General features: G+C 70.4%; 20 protein-coding genes. 13 read left to right on the top strand and 7 right to left on the bottom strand.

The genetic code is table 11. The features are described 5' to 3' along the window. Positions 1-83 precede the first annotated feature (83 nt). The 5 genes from Mth01_RS13070 to Mth01_RS13050 all read left to right on the top strand — a co-directional run bounded on the left by Mth01_RS13070 (position 84) and on the right by Mth01_RS13050 (position 5,213). Positions 84-461: a hypothetical protein gene (locus tag Mth01_RS13070; RefSeq protein ID WP_204016092.1), complete on the top strand. Its 378-nt coding sequence runs from the start codon at positions 84-86 to the stop codon at positions 459-461. Positions 462-527: 66 nt separating this feature from the next. Then, positions 528-857, top strand: coding sequence for a hypothetical protein (locus Mth01_RS13065; protein WP_204016091.1), 330 nt, complete (start codon positions 528-530; stop codon positions 855-857). A 351-nt stretch (positions 858-1,208) separates the two neighbouring features. Beyond that, a complete protein-coding gene (locus tag Mth01_RS13060; RefSeq protein ID WP_204016090.1) occupies positions 1,209-2,822 on the top strand; it encodes a hypothetical protein in 1,614 nt (537 codons plus the stop codon). Next, positions 2,819-4,846, top strand: a complete 2,028-nt coding sequence (locus tag Mth01_RS13055; RefSeq protein ID WP_204016089.1) for an FtsK/SpoIIIE domain-containing protein — start codon at positions 2,819-2,821, stop codon at positions 4,844-4,846. Before Mth01_RS13060 ends, Mth01_RS13055 begins: the two co-directional genes overlap by 4 nt. 160 nt (positions 4,847-5,006) lie before the next feature. Then, positions 5,007-5,213, top strand: a complete 207-nt coding sequence (locus Mth01_RS13050) for a hypothetical protein (protein WP_204016088.1) — start codon at positions 5,007-5,009, stop codon at positions 5,211-5,213. 104 nt (positions 5,214-5,317) lie between these two features. Here the strand turns inward: Mth01_RS13050 and Mth01_RS13045 are convergent, their stop codons facing one another. After that, positions 5,318-5,470 carry a hypothetical protein gene (locus Mth01_RS13045; RefSeq protein ID WP_204016087.1) on the bottom strand — a complete coding sequence of 51 codons (153 nt, stop codon included), beginning with the start codon at positions 5,468-5,470 and terminating at the stop codon, positions 5,318-5,320. Further along, complete coding sequence (locus tag Mth01_RS13040) at positions 5,467-5,748, bottom strand: hypothetical protein (protein WP_204016086.1); 282 nt, start codon at positions 5,746-5,748, stop codon at positions 5,467-5,469. The genes Mth01_RS13045 and Mth01_RS13040 overlap by 4 nt, the downstream gene beginning before the upstream one ends. 153 nt (positions 5,749-5,901) lie before the next feature. Between Mth01_RS13040 and Mth01_RS13035 the strand changes: the two genes are divergently transcribed. The 8 genes from Mth01_RS13035 to Mth01_RS13000 all read left to right on the top strand — a co-directional run bounded on the left by Mth01_RS13035 (position 5,902) and on the right by Mth01_RS13000 (position 11,163). Then, entirely contained in the window at positions 5,902-6,282 is a 381-nt protein-coding gene (locus Mth01_RS13035) for a hypothetical protein (protein WP_204016085.1), read from the top strand. Between the two features lie 212 nt (positions 6,283-6,494). Then, positions 6,495-6,746, top strand: a complete 252-nt coding sequence (locus tag Mth01_RS13030) for a hypothetical protein (RefSeq protein ID WP_204016084.1) — start codon at positions 6,495-6,497, stop codon at positions 6,744-6,746. Positions 6,747-6,841: 95 nt separating this feature from the next. Next, positions 6,842-7,594, top strand: a complete 753-nt coding sequence (locus Mth01_RS13025) for a hypothetical protein (protein ID WP_204016083.1) — start codon at positions 6,842-6,844, stop codon at positions 7,592-7,594. 104 nt (positions 7,595-7,698) lie between these two features. Beyond that, positions 7,699-8,400 carry a hypothetical protein gene (locus tag Mth01_RS13020; protein WP_204016082.1) on the top strand — a complete coding sequence of 234 codons (702 nt, stop codon included), beginning with the start codon at positions 7,699-7,701 and terminating at the stop codon, positions 8,398-8,400. A 149-nt stretch (positions 8,401-8,549) separates the two neighbouring features. Further along, positions 8,550-9,059, top strand: a complete 510-nt coding sequence (locus tag Mth01_RS13015) for a hypothetical protein (RefSeq protein ID WP_204016081.1) — start codon at positions 8,550-8,552, stop codon at positions 9,057-9,059. Between the two features lie 28 nt (positions 9,060-9,087). Then, positions 9,088-9,471 carry a hypothetical protein gene (locus Mth01_RS13010; protein ID WP_204016080.1) on the top strand — a complete coding sequence of 128 codons (384 nt, stop codon included), beginning with the start codon at positions 9,088-9,090 and terminating at the stop codon, positions 9,469-9,471. A 61-nt stretch (positions 9,472-9,532) separates the two neighbouring features. Beyond that, positions 9,533-10,090: a hypothetical protein gene (locus Mth01_RS13005; protein ID WP_204016079.1), complete on the top strand. Its 558-nt coding sequence runs from the start codon at positions 9,533-9,535 to the stop codon at positions 10,088-10,090. Beyond that, positions 10,087-11,163 carry a hypothetical protein gene (locus tag Mth01_RS13000; RefSeq protein WP_204016078.1) on the top strand — a complete coding sequence of 359 codons (1,077 nt, stop codon included), beginning with the start codon at positions 10,087-10,089 and terminating at the stop codon, positions 11,161-11,163. The genes Mth01_RS13005 and Mth01_RS13000 overlap by 4 nt, the downstream gene beginning before the upstream one ends. Before the next feature lie 195 nt (positions 11,164-11,358). Here Mth01_RS13000 and Mth01_RS12995 read toward each other — a convergent pair whose 3' ends face one another. The 5 genes from Mth01_RS12995 to Mth01_RS12975 all read right to left on the bottom strand — a co-directional run bounded on the left by Mth01_RS12995 (position 11,359) and on the right by Mth01_RS12975 (position 16,031). After that, positions 11,359-11,721, bottom strand: coding sequence for a hypothetical protein (locus Mth01_RS12995; RefSeq protein WP_204016077.1), 363 nt, complete (start codon positions 11,719-11,721; stop codon positions 11,359-11,361). Positions 11,722-11,774: 53 nt separating this feature from the next. After that, complete coding sequence (locus Mth01_RS12990) at positions 11,775-12,575, bottom strand: phage antirepressor (RefSeq protein WP_204016076.1); 801 nt, start codon at positions 12,573-12,575, stop codon at positions 11,775-11,777. Positions 12,576-12,718: 143 nt separating this feature from the next. After that, positions 12,719-13,561: a peptidoglycan recognition protein family protein gene (locus tag Mth01_RS12985; protein ID WP_204016075.1), complete on the bottom strand. Its 843-nt coding sequence runs from the start codon at positions 13,559-13,561 to the stop codon at positions 12,719-12,721. Then, on the bottom strand, positions 13,561-13,872 hold the full coding sequence (locus tag Mth01_RS12980; protein ID WP_204016074.1) for a hypothetical protein: 312 nt from the start codon (positions 13,870-13,872) through the stop codon (positions 13,561-13,563). Before Mth01_RS12980 ends, Mth01_RS12985 begins: the two co-directional genes overlap by 1 nt. A gap of 35 nt (positions 13,873-13,907) precedes the next feature. Continuing rightward, complete coding sequence (locus Mth01_RS12975; RefSeq protein WP_204016073.1) at positions 13,908-16,031, bottom strand: hypothetical protein; 2,124 nt, start codon at positions 16,029-16,031, stop codon at positions 13,908-13,910. Positions 16,032-16,037: the final 6 nt, after the last annotated feature.

Below are 16,037 nucleotides of genomic sequence, written 5' to 3'. Positions count from 1 at the left end.
ATACAAGCTGACTAGGCAGCAACGAAATGTGTCTAGGCGACTCATCTCGCATATGCAGACTACGTGCTCAGAGGAGGTGCCCGGTGGACTACCCGATGGCGCTGCCGCCGGTGCCCGCCGCTGTGACGGTGGTGCGGCTGCTCGCCCGTGACGTCGTCACGAGGGCCATCGGACCGGAGGACGCAGCCGCGGCTGAGCTCGCGGTCAGCGAGATGGTCACCGCCGCTCTCGCCGGGGTCGATGAAGCACCCGATGGCCCGCCGGTCCACGTGCTGCTGCAGGTGGAGGGCCAGCGCGTGGCGGTCGAGGTCGGCGCCGTCAACGGCGGGGATGCCCGCCCGGATGAAGTCGCCGCGTACAGCGTGCAAATCCTCAGCGCGGCATTGCCACGAATCGAGATGCGCGCCGACGAAACCAGAGTCGTGCGCCGGATCGAGCTGGGGGAACCCGGCAGTCAATGACGTCGGGCCCGCCCGGCGCCGCGAACGACCGGACAGGCCCTTGATCGCACAATGGAGGTGCGACCCGTGACCAACGATAGAGCCGCCGAGCCGCCCCGGAAGATCCCCGAGTTCCACGCCGTGCATCGCGACCTCGACACCGGCCTGTGGTCGGCGATCCACACCCGCTCCCGCCGTGCCGTCGAGGCGACCACCTTCGACGGCTTGGAGCAGCGGGCCTGCGCGGTCCGCATCGCCGAATCCTGGCGCGACCCCGCCCAGCAGCCCGCCCTGCGGGACCTCACCGACCCCGACCAGGTGCGCGCCAACCTCCGCGAGACGGCCGAACGCGCCCGTCAGGTGCTGCACCTGATCTCACGGCGCTGGCGCGAAGAGCAGGCCCGGCCTGCCGAGTAAAGCTCGCCCTGCCGGTCCTCGATAGCACGTTCACCGGTAGGGCGTGGGCGGCCCCCTCTGACCGTGATCATGCAGGGGGGCCGCCCGACCAAGACCGGTGGCTCCCACCTATGCCCTCCCTGGGGGCGAGTGAAGGAACGCACTTGGTGGGGGCCACCTCTACGTGGCCCGCCTGCCACGAGCTCCGGCAGGCGGGCTACTGGACGGGCCCCGAGGCTTGAAGGCGCGCAGCCTCGGGGCTCTACCCCCCCGCGCCATGAAATGACAGCGGCCCCGCACCAGCGATCACAGCGCTGGCACGAGGCCGGGCCCCAACGAGGGCCGCCACCCCTGGATACGAGGGATGACCCGATGAACGAACATATTCCAAGCCTGGCCGCCGTGCCAGCCCTTCCCCAAGATCTCGACGAGGCGATCGCGTGGGTCGACGCCCACCCGATCCCCTCCGTGATCGCCGCCGCCCTCGCTCTGATCGCCGGCACGCTGGCGTACCGGATCGGCCGCCGCCTGCTGCGCGGCGCGAGCCGTACGATCCGCGAGGCGAGCCGTACGGCTCGGCGCGCGGCCTCTGGCCGGCCCTCCGAGGACCTGCTGACGGTCGTCGCCGCGTCGATCGCGACTGGTGTTTCCGCTCAGGGCATGTGGCGGTTCTCCGGCGACGTGCTCGGTTTCGACGGGCCGCTGCAGGTGGGGCTGTTCGCGTTCCTCGAGGTCGCGATGGTCACCAGCGCGGTGCGGGCGCGGCGGAACATGCGGGAGAACTACTCGGCCGGCATCGACGGCCTGGCCGTGTGGGCGATGACTTGCCTGTCCGCCGTCCTGTCGGCCATGGACGCGGCCAGCTTCGCCGAGGCCGTGTTCCGGCTGGCCGCGCCGCTGGTCGCGGCGTGGCTGTGGGAGCGCGGCATGGCGATCGAACGCCGCAAGATCACCGGCCGGAAGCGGATCCACTGGAGGCTCACCCCCGAGCGCATCCTCGTCCGGCTCGGCCTGGCCGAGACTGCGGACCGTACCGCGGAGCAGGTCGACACCCAGCGCAGGCTCACCCGGATCGCCCTGGCCGCCGACGACGCGCACCAGCTCCGGGAGGCCGGCGCGTCCGAGCGGAAGCAGCGCAAGGCGCACACCAGACTGCGGCGCGCATTCACTGCGGCGGCCACGCACACCGGCCTGGCCCGCGACTGCGAGCAGCAGGAGGTCCTCCAGCGCGAGGTGGCCGCTCTGCGGTCCATGGAGCAGCTGCTCGACATCCCGGCGGCCAGCGCCTGGACTCCGGTGGAAGAGCCCGCTGGTGAGGTTGAGCCGGCCGAGATGCTCCCAGAGGCGCGGGAGGCGATCGCCGCGTACAAGGGGTGGCAGCCTAAGCTGCTGCCTTTTCCGCTCACGCCGCCGCACACTCCTGCCACGCGCCCGGAGGACCGTCTCGTGAGCACAGCAGTGAGCGCGAGCGTGGGCGTCAACGGGACGCCGGTGAACGGCCACACGCTCACGCCGCCGCACACCGCGCCGGACCCTGCCACCGTCACGCTGCCGACGCAACCGGTGAGCGAGCCCGTGAGTGTCGGCGAGCCGGAGACCTGGCCGACACGCGACGGCGATGTCCTCACGATCACGCACACGGACGACAGCACCGGCAGTGAGCAGCCGCGTGAGGGCGACGATGAGGAACGCGACGAACGCGGAAGGCCCAACGACCAGGACAATCGCCGCGCCGAAGAGTGGATCCGCACACGGTGCCGCGGCAGGAACGGCATCGGGAAACGGCCCACCTGGAGCGAGGTCGCCGACCGGTACGGGTTCAGCGACGGCTGGGGCGGCAAGCGTGTGCGGGCCGTGCAGGAACGGATGACCGGCCAGGGCTACACGTTCTGCGACGACGGCACCGTGTACGCGCCGAACAAGCCGCTCGCAGAGCCGCTCACGACGGACGACGGTTCCGGTGAGCGCGACGAGGAGAAGGCGTGACCGACCAGCTTGTCGACGAGGAACCCGCCCTCGAGGAAACTCAGGGCGGGGACCTCGCCATCCCGTCGCGGCCCGGCGAGCTGGAGCCCGACGTCGTCGACGCCGAAATCGTCGACGAACCCGGACAGCCCGCCGTCCGCCAGCCCCGCCTCGTCGGCAAGCGCCGGCTGAACTACCGCTACACCGCGCGGCTGGAGCACGAGCTCGGGTACGCCGAGCATTCCAGCATCGAGGTGCAGCGTGCCTGCCCCGACTGCCCCAACCCGGCCAGCTCGTTCGGCCAGGTGTACGGACTGCTCGCCCGGGCCGCCTACGCCACCCGCGAGCACGGCGCCCCGACCGCGAAGACGCTCGGCTGGCACACGTGGTACGGCATGGCCGGGCTCGGCCGTGGCGTCGCACGCTGGTGGGCGTGGGTGACCGCCGCCGACTACGCCGCCCGGGAGAACCTCCCCGTCGACAAGGTCGAGGCCACGCAGCGCCGCAGGTGGATCATCACTGGCGTGTTCGCCGTACTGGTCGCCGCGTCCTGGGAGTGGTGGCGGCCAGCGCCGTTCGGCGCGCTGCTCCTGGCGCTCGTCATCGCGTCGATCGTCGAGCGGAAGCGGCGCGGCATCGCAGCCCCGGACAAGCCGCTCGCGGCCGCCGGTCGCATGCCCGGGTCCAGGGTGGTGCGTGAGGCGTTCGGCGCGGCCAAGCTGGGCGAGGTCCGCGTGGTCGGCCCGGTCACCCGGGACGGCCCGGCGTGGACGGCGGTGGTCGAGCTGCCGCCCGGCCGTACCGCCAGCGAGGCGCTCGCCCGGCGGGAGAACCTCGCCGGCGCGTTCGGCGTCGACCTGGCCCAGGTGTACCTGGACCGGATCGGCGGCCATGCCGGGCGGATCCGAGTGACGGTGTTCGACACCGACCCGTGGCAGGCCCGGCCGGTGAAGTCGCCGCTGCTGACCGCCGCGCAGTGGAATGTGTGGGAGCAGGGCGTCCCGATCGGCGTGGACGCCCGCGGCCGGATCATCACCGTCCGCGTCTTCGAGCGGTCGGTGTTGATCGGCGGGGAGCCCGGCGGCGGCAAGAGCGTCGCGGCGATGGCGTTCCTCGCCGCGGTCGCCCTGGACCCGCACGTGCAGCTGTGGCTCGGCGACGGCAAAGGCGTCGACTCCAAGGTGTGGGAGCCGCTTGCCCACCGCGTCGCCGCCTCGGCCGACCCGATGGCGCTGGTGGTTCTCCTCGAGGAGCTCGTGGCCGAGGTCGACCGCCGCTATCTGCTGCTGCGGAAGGCCGACAAGAAGAAGATCGACCGGAGCATGCGGCTGCCGCTGATCGTGCTGTGGATCGACGAACTCATGCGGTACACCACCGCGACGGAGAAGATCGGCGACGGTAAGACGAAGGTCGGTGACCGGATCGTCGAGCTGCTGCGGCACATCGTGTCGCTCGGCCGGGCGGCCGGGATCATCACGATCTGCGCCACGCAGAAGCCGAGCGCGGATGTGGTGCCGACGATCCTGCGGGACCTGCTGTCGATCCGGCTCGCGCTGCGCTGCACCACCCCGCAGGCCTCCGACACGATCCTCGGCCAAGGCTGGGCCAGGCAGGGGTTCAACGCCGCGCAGATCGACTCGGCGCAGCGCGGCGCGGGCCACCTGTTCTCCGAAGGGTCCGAGCCGCAGATGCTGCGGACGTTCTACTTCGAGGACGCCGACGAGCGTGCGATCGCGACGAGGGCGATCGCACTGCGGGAGGCCGAGGGGACGCTGCAGCTGCCCGCCGACCACCCCAGGCGGCGGCTCATGGTGGCCATCCTGGACGCGTTCGGCGACGACGACCGTCTGCCCACCGAGGAACTCCTCGAGCGGCTGGCCGAGGCCGGGCTGCACTTCACGCCGACGTCACTCGCGGACGAGCTGCGGCCGGCGAAGGTCGCGCCGAAGCAGCTACGCGTCCCGGATCCCGCGTCTCCCGGGGGGACGCGGAACCGGAACGGCTACGCCAAGGAGGTGGTCGAGAAGGCCTACGCCGCCCTCTGACCGGGCCCTACGGGTAGACCGCCAGGGTCTACGTTGTAGGGCCTCCCACCCCCTACGGCAGACCCGTCCTGACCTGGCGTGTAGGCCGCGTAGGCCCCCGTAGACGGGGTTGTAGACGGGTCTGCTGTCCCCTCGGAATTCCTCATGGAAGGAGCCCATTGTGAGCGAGGCCGCGCAGGGCGGCGTCATCTTCGCCGCCATCGTCATCATCGCGATCATCGCGCTGGCATGGAGCGCCGGCCGTCACCCGATGTCGAGCTGCCGCTCGTGCAAGGGGACCGGGATTCGCCGGTCCTGGCTGCTGCCGGGGCGGTGGCGGAACTGCACGTCGTGCAGCGCCGGTGTGATCAACCGCAGGCCCCTGTGATGTCCACTGGCACCAGCTCCTGAGCGCCGGGCAAAAGACGAACGCCCCCAACCCTTTCCGTTCGGGAAAGGGTTGGGGGCGTCGTGCTGGGTAGGTGGCGTGGCCTACCCGGGAGCGGGCCGCCAGTGCATCGCGTCGCCGAGCTCCCATTCCTCCAGCAGGTCGTCGATGTCGTCCAGGACGTCGGCGGCGGCGTCGTCGGGGCCGAGCCAGCCGGAGTCGTCGACCGGGATGCCGTCGAGGTGGAAGCCGGTCACTCGGCGGCCTTCGTGGTCTTGCCGGTGCGCTCCAGCCAGGGGGCGATCTCGGACCAGAGCCAGGTGGGGCTGCCGTTGACGGACTTGATGATCGGGTCGGGCATCGGCTCGTGGGAGGGTCGGGCGGCCGAGCGTGCGGGGCGGCCGGCCTTTTCCCAGGCTGCGCGGCGTTTCTCCCAGGATCTGGCGGTGTCGGCGGGGATGGTCACGCCGTAGGTGTCGTGGGCTCTGGCGACGATTTCGACGTAGCCGACCAGGTCGTTCGGGTCGATCTTCATGCGGTGACTGTACCACTGTCGGGACGGTAGCGGTACCGAAAACGCGAACATCACGGGTATGTCACAGTTCGCGTGAATGTCGTGAAATGGGTACCGCTAGTGTCGTGAAAGCGGTACAGTAGTGTCAACACCGCAAGCAAGGGAGACACCGAAATGACCGCCACCATCAACCTCGCCGAACTCCTCACCCCGGCCCGCCAGGACGCCATCGCCACCAACATGCTCAACCGGATGAAGCCCTCCTTCCGGAAGGCATTCCTGGAGGGCATGACCCCGGCCGAGCGCCGCGACGTCGAGGCCGCGATCGCCCGCCACAGCCTCCGCAAGCGCACCGACCGCCCCTGGTCCACCGAGAAGATCCGGATCCTCACCGCCGGCGACACCAAGGTCACGATCTACCCCGGCGACCACGGCGGCTGGATCCTCGAGGCGGAGGGGATGACCCTCACCCCGAACGGCTGGGACAACCCCGCCGAGCCCCACTACTGGCCCACCCAGGAGGCCGCGGTCGAGGCCCTCGCCGCCACCATCTGAGCCCCCCGGGGGCGCCCTTTCGGGGCGCCCCGACCTGCTCGCTTCTGGCTCTGTGCGCGACTGCCGCCCCTTGCTTGCGGCTCCCGGGCGAGGTCGCCGGCCGGAATGTCACGGGTGGGTAACAACTCCCTTGAATGTCGTGAAACGGGTACCGCGACTGTCGTGAATGCGGTACAGTAGTACCAACAGCAAGAACGAAGAGGGAGAACGAAATGACCGCCACCACCGCCCAGCCCACCGCCAACCTCGACCTCGCCGCCCAGACCCGCAACATCCACATCATCCCCGCCCGCACCGTCGACGGCGTCGGCTTCCAGGTCCTGGACGTCTACAAGGACGGCGTGCGGGTCAACCGCCTCCGCCACCGCGGCACCGTCCGCCAGGCCTGCGCCCGCGCCATCCTCGGCTACGCCCACGACACCCAGCCCGACTTCGCCGCCCTGGTCGCCGCCGTCCGCGGCTAGGAGTAGCCCCCTGGCCCGGGGCCCGGGAAACCGGGCCCCGCCCCCAGCCCAGCCCCTAGCCTCAAACCCACCAACCAGATTCCAAGGAGAAGATCATGACCGTCACCCTGTACGAGACCAACAGCGACATCCTCGTCATCGCCAAGGACGGCCAGGCGTGGAGCCTCGGCACCCCCTCCGGCGACTACCTCAACGGCACCTTCGCCGCCGACGCGAAGGCATGGACCGACGGCGACTGGGAGCCCAACGAGAACGACGGACAGACCCCCACCACCCTGAGCGACGACATCCCCCCCGTCGCCGAGTGGACGGCCGACGGCGTGCGCCTCCTGGTCCGCCGCGACCAGCTCGGCGGCGCCGCGAACACCTACCTCGGGAAGACCGACCCGGCCAGCATCACCGTCACGCTCGACCGGTCCAGCGAGGACGACGGCTGGGACTGGGCCGACGCCGCGCTGGAGCAGTGGACGAAGGCCGCCGAGAAGACGGGCCTGGCCGTCGAGGTCGTCTCCTACGAGGTGCCCGACGTCGACCACGACACCGCGATCGTCGCCGTCGACGGCACCCGGTACGTGATCACCGTGCGGAACGACGAGATCACCGCACAGCTCGGCCTCGCCTACACGCTGACCCTCATCGAGGGCGACGCCGGCCGCGACGCCAACGGCACCGAGATCAACGAAGACGAGTCCCCGATCTCCTACAGCCAGCTGGACGACGCCACCACGACCTGGCTGGCCGAGAACGGCTACGACCCCGAGCACCCGGACCGATGGGTGCTGGTCACCCCCGCCGGTGAGGACCCGGGTGCGGTCAACGCGGTCGCCTCGCGCTCGGTGACCGTCTGACCGTCGTCCATCTGTCTGTAGTGAGAGCAGTCCTCATCGCCCCTTCGAGGGATCACGGCCCGGTCGACCGGCCGGGCCGTCCCACCAACCCCCGAGGAGGGGACATGAACAAGCCCGACGAAGAGACGGCCGAGTGGGAGTACGAGTTGCTCGGCATGGACGTCCCGCCAGAGGTCGCAGCGGCAGCCGACGCGCGCCATGCCGAGCAGGCCGCCGCAAGGGAGGCCGCGCGCGCCGCGCAGGCCGCGGCATGGCCCATGCTGCACGAGACCGCAGACGGCGGGCAGGTCGCCCCCGGCGGCACGGTCGACCTGGCCGACGCGTGGGTCCGCCTGGACGACATCCGCTGGGACGTCCGCGGACTGGCCCTCGTGGAGGTCCTGGCCGAACGGTCCGGCGGGCTCGCCACCCGGTTGCTCGCCGGCTGCCGGTCCCTGCTCGCCCGCCGGGACGGCAACGTCCGCGGCCACGTCACCGCCGGCGACGGGTCGGTCGAGGTGGCCGCCTGGTCGACGGGCGGCTGCTGGCGGCCCCGGGCGTGGTGGCTCCGCTGCACGTGGGACATCTCCGTGGACGAGTGGGGGGAGGTGCGCCTGACCCCGATCTGGGGCGCCACGCTCGCCGTCCGCGGCAGCGGCGGCACCACGGTGTACGCCGACAACGAGAACGGCGCCCTGCCGGAGATCGCGGGCCGCTGGTATCAGGCGTGGGAGGCTCGGCGGGCGATCCGCGCCCGGCTGGGCCTGGCCCAGCCTGAGATGGCTGCCACGCCGCTGAGCTTGGGGGAGTTCCTGGCTGGGCGGTAGCAGACCCGTGCGCGACGAAGAGCGCCCCTCGCCCCCGTCGCAGCGGGTATGACCGAGCACGTAAAAACTATGCCCCATCCCCTAGACATTTCCTATGGGATGGGGCATAGTTATGTGTGTAAGAGAGAACACAGCGAAGGGAGCCGGAGATGGACACCGCCGCCGCCGCCATCCAGGCCGGGGTCACCGCCGCCACCATCCGCACCTGGTGCCGGATCGGCGCGATTGCCGCCGCCAAGGTCGCCGGCCGGTGGGCCATCGACGCCGCGTCCCTCGCCTACCGCATCACCCTCGGCGTCAAGCCCCAGCCCGCCCCCAAGCCGATCGTCTACAGCGTGGACACGATGACCGCGATCGGCGGCAGCGAGTGGATCCGGGGCGACAAGCACCGCGTCTACATCAACAACTGGGCCGAGTTCGCCGGCCTGGAAGTCTCCCGCTACAACACCGGCAACATCAGCTACGCCGAATGGGACGGCGAGAAAATCTCTAACTCCCAGGCGAACAAGATCCTCTCCAGCATCGACAAGGTGTGGTTCGACACCGCCACCGGCAAACTCCACTGCCGCTACGGCTGGGGCGAGTCCCGCGTCGCCACCCGCGAAGAAGTCTGGGCCGCGGTCGTCGCCGGCATCCGCGCCGCCATCGCCGCCCTCTAACCTCCAACAACCCCCGGAAGGAACCGACATGATCCGCAACGTTCTCAGCTCCGTCGCGCCCAAGGACGTCTCCGAGGAGTACGCCGACGCCGTCCTCGAACAGCGTGACGCCGCCCTCCGCGCCGCCCTCCGCGAGTCCTACAGCAAGAACAAGTGGGGCCAGTTCACCACCCGCGCCGCCCTCATCTCCTACACCTCCCCCGAGACGGGCGAGGACCGCTGGGCCGTCTACTACACCGACGACGCCGTCGAGGAGCTGGAGGAGGCCGACTCCCGGCAGGAGGCCGAGGAGCGCTACGAGGAGAACGTCCGCGACCTGGCCGGCTGCGCCGCGCTGGACGAGTCCTGGTGGCAGGTCACCGACGTCGACGGCGTCCCCACCGGCGACGACGAGGACGACGAGGACGCCTGACCCCCCACCCGCAGCCCCCGGCCGCCAACGCCGGGGGCTCACCCCTATGAGAGGAACCGCGATGAACGACACACCGCTGTGGCTACGCGAGGCCGAGGCCGCCAAGGCGCGAGGCGAGCAGGCGCGCACCCGCGCGGCCGACGACCGCGCCCGCTGGATCGCTAAGGGCGTCGAGGAGTACGGGCGCGGCGGACGCACCCGCGCCGCCGAACTGCTCGGCATCTCCGTGGGCGAGGTCGACAAGGCGCTCGCCCGCGCCCGGGGCCTCGCCCGGCCCACGATGCTGCCTGACACCGATGAGCTGCTGGAGCGGCTGTACGCGCTGGAGCTGGCCACGCTCCCGCCCCTGCCCGCGACCGGGTGGCAGGTCCTGGCCCACATCGTCCGGGGAACGATCGTCGACGTCACCTGGTTGTGCGACCCGGGCGAACTACTCGCCCAGGAGGTCGACGACCTCGACCCCGGCGAGATCCCGGCAGGGGTAGATGGGGTGGCGTTGGCGGGAGCCTGCCGGGCCTGGTCGCGCACCCAGGCGCTCGCCGTGATCGACGCCCTGGCCGTCGGAGACCTGGCCCGGCTACCGGCGGTAAACAGTCCCGCCGGGAGCGCGGCGCGGTGAGCGGGCGACGACCCGCGGCCTGGCATGCAGCGTTCCTGGCCGCGCTGGAACAGACCGGGTCGATCCCCCAGGCCGCAGCCGAGGCGGGCATCACCCGCCAGTCCGTCGACTACCGCCTCGCCACCGACGCCGAGTTCGCCGGACAGGTAAGAAAGATGGTCGAGGACTATCAGCGGGAACGCTGGCGTGGCATCGGCGAACGGATCGCCGCCAAGGTCGCGGCCGGGACACCGATCTCGGACGCTATCCGCGACTGCGGGGGCGGCTGGACGACGCTCGCCAAACGCCGCCAGGCCGACCCGGTTCTCGACCAGATGCTCCGAGATGTCGTCGAGATAGCCCAGACCGCCCGGCAGGAGCAGCGGCAGGAGCGGCTGGAAACATGGGCGGCGCCGTTCCTCGCCGCGCTGGCCGCGGGCAGCGACCTGGGCGACGCCTGCACCGCCGCAGGCGTCGACCGCGGCAGGATGTACCAGGAGCGGTGGTCCAACCCCGAGTTCGAGGCGCGGGTCCGCGCGGCTCTCGCAGGGCGGGGCGTCACCCCTGACACGCGGCGCATGCTGATGATCCGCCTCGCCAAGGGGGCCAGTCTCGCCGACGCGCTGGCCGCGACCGGGCTCACCCGTGAACAGCTCGACGAGGCCCGTGCCGCCGATGCCGGCCTGGACGACAAGCTCCGGCAGATGCTTGACCGCAGCCCGGTGGTGCAGTCGTCCCGGTGGCGGCGGGGGGAACGCGACGACGCGGCCCGCAACGGGCATAACGCGGCCGAGAGGGAGCGCCGCGCTCAGGCGGCGGACGCCAAGGTCCGGCCCGTATGGAGGGGCATCCTCTCCCAGGTGCGTGAGGGTGTGCACATCGGCGACGCCGCGAAGCGGGCCGGGGTGACCTTGCATGCCGTGTACGGGCATGCCGCCCGTGACGTGCGGCGTCAGCGCGCTCTGGATGCGGCGTTGATGGCCGGGCGGGACCCGGACATCAGCCACGGGACTAATCACTCGTACCGGGTGCATAAGTGCCGGTGCCCGGAGTGCAAGGTGGCGCACGACAGACAGCGCGGCCCCCGGACATGAAGAAGGCGCCCCTCGCCCCGCCTCGCGCACGGGATGAGGGGCGCCTCCTTGTGAGCCGAGCAGACTCGCCTGCAGGGTAGACGGACGGTCCGACAGAACGACAACGCCCCGCCCCTCCCGAAGGAGGAGCGGGGCGTTTCGCTTCCCAGGCGTGGCCTCACGCTACGCCCGGAACGGCCGCATGACCAGGACTGATCAGGCCGCCAGGTCGTAGGCGCTCCTCGGCTTACTGGTCTGCCGAATGAACACCGCAACGGCCAACCCGATGAATGTCATCAGCGTTGCCGTCTGTTCCGTCGTGGCGTTCCAGCCGAACGTCACCGCGAGGGAGATGCCGGCCTGCGCGAATCCGAGGATCGCCGCCTTGATCGACCCGCCGTTGTCCACCGACCGGGTGGTGAACGCCACCCACACGCCCGCGACGGCCAGGACCACGGCGTTGATACCGGCAACCTGGACATCCGACCAGGGCAGCCAGAACGCGGCCAGCAGCTGCACGGCGCTGGCGACGAGGCCGGCCCACAGTGCGGGCTCTCCAGTGAGCTGAGAATTGTTCATGGCCCCTCCTTAAGGGGACTGCCCGCCAGGGGTACGGCGGGAGGATCGGGGGGTTACGTGGTGTGCAGGAGGTCGAGCTGGCGGGCCGGCGGCCGCGGCGACCCGACCACGCCGGCGTCGTAGAGCCGCTTCCAGATCAGCGCCTCACCCTTCGGGGTGACGTACGTCGTCGACCGCTCCCGCACGGGCTCACCAACGAGCGTGATCTTGACGTCGAAGTGGCCGGACTGCACGTAGCGGGCCAACGGCTCGTTACGCCGCAGCCCGTTACGGATCAGCAAGCCCTCGGCGTACAGGAACTCCCGCAGCTTCCGCTCCTGCAAACCGAACCTTTTCGCGACCGTGCCGACGAGCGCCAGGCCGTCCGCGTCCAACGTTCGCGCGGCCCGGGCCGCCTCCGGCTCGAGCTCGGCCACCCGCGTCTGGACGGCCTCCAGTTCGCGTGCCTGCCGGGCGGCGAGCTCGAGCGCCTCGGCGTACGACGCGGGGATCACGTAGGCAGGCGCGGGCACGGCCGAGTAGGAGCCGGTGCGGCGGATCGCGGGGACGACCTCTTCGGCAATCCAGTCTTGGAATGCTTCGGCCGACGCGAGGTTGCTCCGCATGACGAGCCGGTAGACGCCTGGCTCCGTGATCACGGTCATCCGCTGGACGCCGCCAGGGGTGTTGATTTCTTCAACACCCTTCATCCGGTCCGGTAGGCGGCCGATGGCATTGCGGGCACCCCCGCCGTAGCCGAGTACGGTGCACACATCGGTGGCCACGAACCGCGGCTCGCCATCGATGAGGAGCATCCGCACTGCCTCGCCCGTGTCGGGGAACACGAACCGCTCGATTTCGCTACCGTTGGACATGTCAATCCTCTCTTGCAGGGTTGGCCGTGCCCCGGGCCTCGTGACAGGCGCCGGGGCTTGAAATGCGGAAACCCCTGACCGATGTCGATCAGGGGTGCAGTCGTACAGCTCGAGCGGGGTTTGTGTACGGCTTCGCCGCGGCGCTAGTTGGCCTCGTCGACCATGCCGGGCTCGCACGGGGCCGGCGGCCGCCAGGACCACGTCATCGCCCAGGTCTGCTCGTCGACCTTGCCGGTGGGGCTGAGGCCGGTGGCGCGCTGGTAGCCGCGGCACACCAGGGCAGACTTGGGGCCGTACCAGCCGTCGACGTCGATCTTCCAGCCTCGCTTGGCGAGTTTCTCCTGCCAGATGCGTACGTCGGCGCCGCGCATCATCGGCTCGGTGACTCGCAGGACGCGGCCGGGCCACTGCGGCACACCATCAACCAGAGTGATCTTGATGGGTTCCTCCTCCGGCGCGGGTTTGGATGGCGAGGCCTTCGGGCGGGGCGCGCCCTTCCTGATCCAGGCGTAGAGGGGCCCGCCGGGGCAGTCGGTGGGATAGCCGTCCTGGTGGCCCTTGATCTCCCGCCCGGCGCCGCCGTGCGCGCGGAGGTAGTCGATCGCGTCGAGGATGCCCAGCAGCATGCCGTCGGTCGGCTCGACCAGGCCCTTATTGCCGACCAGGCCGAGCACCGCGTAATGCCCCGAGTTCTGGCCGGGACCGTTCGCGGCGGGCAGGTGGCGCGGGCCACGGCCGACGAACACCTTCCGGTGGGGGCAGGCGACCATCGAGTAGCCGATGTCCATCCAGCCGTTGCCGTCCATGTGGTAGTCCTGGATCTCACGGACCAGAGCCACGCATCGGTCGTGGTCGTCCACGATGCGCGGGTCTACCCGCCCACCCGTGTAGTGGACCTTCACACCCTTCGTGGAGTGGAGCGAGCTGTAGGAGCCTTTCGGGGCGCGGGCGCGCCACTCCGAGCGCGCGACAAGGTCGATGGCCATCAAGTGCCTCCGTTCAGGCGTTCCTCAAAGCGGGTCATCCGCTCCTGGATGTCGGCGACGGTGTGAGACAGGCCGTTGGACACGATGCGTTTCACCTCGGCGGACTCCGCTTCAAGCGCGGCGATCCGTTCAGGGAACCCGGGTCGCGCCTCCACGCCAGGGCGGGCCGGTTCTCCCTGCCAGTCGTCGAGGAATTTTTCGATCCGCCGGTAGATGCGCATCCCGAATCTGAGCCCTTTCCAGACGAGCGTGAGCGCGCCGCCCACAATCCCGATGATCATGAACACGTCTACGGCGGGTATGCCGGTCACCTATCGCCCCCTCAGGCTGGTCACTCGCTCTGTGGTCATTCCAGGAACCCGCGTGCACGCAGGCTGTTCATGAGATCGCGCAGTGTGTCGTGCATCGCGGCGGTGTCCGCGCGATGCCGCGTGTAGGCGTCACCGGACGCGTACTGGCCGGACTGCACGCTCGGCGAGCCGAAATTCGGCGGGTTCGGCACATCGCCCGCGCCCGCGATAGTGACCGGCCGGACCCGCTTCGCTTCGCCGGACAGCCGGTCGACGTCGCGTCGGAGCCGGCGCACGTGGCGGTCCCAGCCGGTGGGGTACCGGTCGTCGCTGATGTCAGCGATCGTCGGCTCCTCGAGGATGAGCTTCGCCTCTTCTTTGCCGACGCCGCGGCGTACCGGGGTGATGGAGATCCCAATCAACCGTTGGGTCTGATTGAATGTCGCGCCCCCTGCCGATCTGGGCCACCACTCGTTCACCATGATCCTTCTGACCTGGTCACCGAGCGAGCTCGGGGAGATGGTGGTGCGTGCGCCGAGCGCGACCGTCGCCGAGTAGACGCGGACCGCGCCGGCCATCGTCTTGATCCACCGCTGGGCGTAGTTGTTGAGCGTGCTCGTGCTGGTGGACTCGCCGGGGTGGTCGAGCCGCTGGCCGTAGCGTGGCCACCCGGCGGCCAGGTGCGCGGACGCGGACTGCCACGCGGAGTAGACCGGCTCGCTGCCCTCCTCGGCGTCCACTGCCTCGGGTGTGCCTCCGCGCACGCGGACGCGGGTCGCGCCGCGTAGGGCGTCGATCTCCTCGCGCCATTCCAGGATGTCGCCACCCGTGGGGCTTTCGCTGACGACGTGCACCCGGTCGGATGTGAGGCGGGGGTAGCCCCACCGCCACCACCGTTCCACCTGCTCCGTATCAGAGTTGGCGGTGGGGTCGGTCAGCCATTCGAAGCCGTTGAATCCACGGGCGAAATCCGAGAGCGCCGAGCCGTAGGTCGGGTCGTCGGCGGCCTTGGCCTCCAGCGTCCGGATAACTCCAGACGAGCCGGGCTGCAGCAGTAAGCCCAAGTTCGCGCCGGACAGCGCCTGCATGTGGCCGATCAAGCTCCTGGCGTTGGCGATCTGCTCGCCCGAGTAGTAGCGGCTCGACTCGACCGGCACGTTGAACAGGAAGGCGTCCAGCGTGCTGCCTCTGAGCTTCACGGTGATGCCGCCACGCCGAGAGCGTTCGATGACCGCCCCGGTGATCCAGTACTCACCCCACAGGACGCCAGCCCGCCAGATCCGCACAGTGATCCGGCCCGGCCCCGTCGACAGATCGGAGGAGTGCCGGGGGACGATCCGCGCGACCTGGTCGGCCTGCACCGCGTTGGAGACCGGCAGCGTCGCGGAGAACGTCCCCGGCTCGCTGATCCGCCGATCAAAAGAGCAGTCAGTGGGACGGATGTCCGTGATGTACGACCCGCTCAGCAGGTCGTGGACCATGTACCGGTACAGCCCACTACCACGGCCGGGCGCCCACGGCGCGATGTCCGGCGCGTCCGGCACGCTGCTGCCTGACGGGATGAGGATCGTCACGCCGTGCGAGGAGTACACGTCCGTGCCCGTGCGGAGGGTCTGCTCACCGACCGCCGCCGACGACACCAGGGGGCGGGACACCGCGGACAGGGTCACCGCAGACCCGGCCTGGACGGCAGCCGCGGGCGTATACCCGTCAGGGGTTGGCCACGTCGCCGTACCCCATGGGGAGAACCCGACGCCCGCGCGGATCTCGAGCCCGGACGCGCCGGCCGGGGTCGCGGCAGGGGCGACAGCCCGGGTGACATCGTCCCAGGGGTTGAACAGGCCGCTGATCTTAGCGACGACTTGGGCTGCTTGGCCGCCGCGGATCACGAGGAGGATCGCCGCCGACCGGCTGGTGCTCGCAGAGGTGAGGTCGAATCCGGCCGGATCATTGGCTCTGAGGATCTTGCGGTAGACCTTGGTGCCGCCGCCGCCAAACCCGTCCATGGCACGCTCGGCGATGGTCACCCACCCGCTGCCGCCGGAGATGCCCATGTCGTCAGGGCCGCCCGACCCGCAGCCGTGGATCACGATCAGGACGTCGTCCTTCTTCGTGCCGCCCGGCCGGGCGATGGACGACGATCGGGACGCGGTCGAGTAGCCGGCGATGATTGCAGCCACAGGTCA

The sequence above is a fragment of the Sphaerimonospora thailandensis genome, assembly GCF_016863115.1.
Classification (GTDB): domain Bacteria; phylum Actinomycetota; class Actinomycetes; order Streptosporangiales; family Streptosporangiaceae; genus Sphaerimonospora; species Sphaerimonospora cavernae.
The sequence above is the reverse complement of the archived record's forward strand: the minus strand, read 5'-3'. Positions and strand labels throughout refer to the sequence as shown.

Coding starts and splice junctions, on each gene's coding strand:
- Mth01_RS13060 (WP_204016090.1), top strand. CDS start 1,209: ATGAACGAACATATTCCAAGCCTGGCCGCCGTGCCAGCCCTTCCCCAA.
- Mth01_RS13040 (WP_204016086.1), bottom strand. CDS start 5,748: ATGAAGATCGACCCGAACGACCTGGTCGGCTACGTCGAAATCGTCGCC.
- Mth01_RS13035 (WP_204016085.1), top strand. CDS start 5,902: ATGACCGCCACCATCAACCTCGCCGAACTCCTCACCCCGGCCCGCCAG.
- Mth01_RS13030 (WP_204016084.1), top strand. CDS start 6,495: ATGACCGCCACCACCGCCCAGCCCACCGCCAACCTCGACCTCGCCGCC.
- Mth01_RS13025 (WP_204016083.1), top strand. CDS start 6,842: ATGACCGTCACCCTGTACGAGACCAACAGCGACATCCTCGTCATCGCC.
- Mth01_RS13020 (WP_204016082.1), top strand. CDS start 7,699: ATGAACAAGCCCGACGAAGAGACGGCCGAGTGGGAGTACGAGTTGCTC.
- Mth01_RS13015 (WP_204016081.1), top strand. CDS start 8,550: ATGGACACCGCCGCCGCCGCCATCCAGGCCGGGGTCACCGCCGCCACC.
- Mth01_RS13010 (WP_204016080.1), top strand. CDS start 9,088: ATGATCCGCAACGTTCTCAGCTCCGTCGCGCCCAAGGACGTCTCCGAG.
- Mth01_RS13005 (WP_204016079.1), top strand. CDS start 9,533: ATGAACGACACACCGCTGTGGCTACGCGAGGCCGAGGCCGCCAAGGCG.
- Mth01_RS12995 (WP_204016077.1), bottom strand. CDS start 11,721: ATGAACAATTCTCAGCTCACTGGAGAGCCCGCACTGTGGGCCGGCCTC.
- Mth01_RS12990 (WP_204016076.1), bottom strand. CDS start 12,575: ATGTCCAACGGTAGCGAAATCGAGCGGTTCGTGTTCCCCGACACGGGC.
- Mth01_RS12985 (WP_204016075.1), bottom strand. CDS start 13,561: ATGGCCATCGACCTTGTCGCGCGCTCGGAGTGGCGCGCCCGCGCCCCG.